This window comes from Tsukamurella ocularis, assembly GCF_024807615.1.
Classification (GTDB): Bacteria; Actinomycetota; Actinomycetes; order Mycobacteriales; family Mycobacteriaceae; genus Tsukamurella; species Tsukamurella ocularis.
In genome coordinates this window covers 1-1,067 of sequence record NZ_JANUCJ010000009.1, presented here as the reverse complement: position 1 = coordinate 1,067, position 1,067 = coordinate 1, and the positions used below count along the sequence as shown (strand labels likewise).

1 rRNA gene is annotated in these 1,067 nt (G+C 55.2%); it reads left to right on the top strand.

Going from position 1 to position 1,067, the window contains the following annotated elements:
* Positions 1 to 1,067: ribosomal RNA gene (locus HNP44_RS20785) — 23S ribosomal RNA — on the top strand; the annotation flags it as partial.

Sequence of the window (1,067 nt, the reverse complement as noted above, 5' to 3'; positions counted from 1 at the left end):
GGCTTAGAAGCAGCCACCCTTGAAAGAGTGCGTAATAGCTCACTGGTCTAGTGGCTGGGCGCCGACAATGTAGCGGGGCTCAAGTACACCGCCGAAGCCGCGGCACTCACACCTTTGGTGTGGGTGGGTAGGGGAGCGTCGTGCAGCCGTAGAAGCAGCAGGGTGACCTAGTTGTGGAGGCTGTGCGAGTGAGAATGCAGGCATGAGTAGCGAATGACACGTGAGAAACGTGTCCTCCGGATGACCAAGGGTTCCTGGGCTAGGTTAATCCTCCCAGGGTGAGTCGGGACCTAAGGCGAGGCCGACAGGCGTAGTCGATGGACAACGGGTTGATATTCCCGTACCCGTGTCAGATCGCCCCTGATGAATCAGTTGTACTAACCGTCCTGAAGCCGCGAGATCACCTTCGGGTGACGAGCTGGTGGATGCACGGGACCTCGGCTGGTAGTAGTCAAGCGATGGGGTGACGCAGGAAGGTAGTGGGGCCAGTCAGTGGTAGTACTGGTGTAAGCCTGTAGGGCGAGATCTAGGCAAATCCGGATCTCATATAAGCCTGAGAGGTGATGCGTAGCCGTTGCGGTGAATTCCATGATCCTATGCTGCCGAGAAAAGCCTCTAGCGAGATCTGATGTGGCCCGTACCCCAAACCAACACAGGTGGTCAGGTAGAGAATACCAAGGAGATCGAGAGAACTGTGGTTAAGGAACTCGGCAAAATGCCCCCGTAACTTCGGGAGAAGGGGGACCTCGCATGGTGACCGGATTTACTCCGTGAGCTGTGTGGGGTCGCAGAGACCAGAGAGAAGCGACTGTTTACTAAAAACACAGGTCCATGCGAAGTCGTAAGACGATGTATATGGACTGACGCCTGCCCGGTGCTGGAAGGTTAAGAGGACCGGTTAGCCGTAAGGCGAAGCTGAGAATTTAAGCCCCAGTAAACGGCGGTGGTAACTATAACCATCCTAAGGTAGCGAAATTCCTTGTCGGGTAAGTTCCGACCTGCACGAATGGCGTAACGACTTCTCTGCTGTCTCAACCACAGACTCGGCGAAATTGCAGTACGAGTAA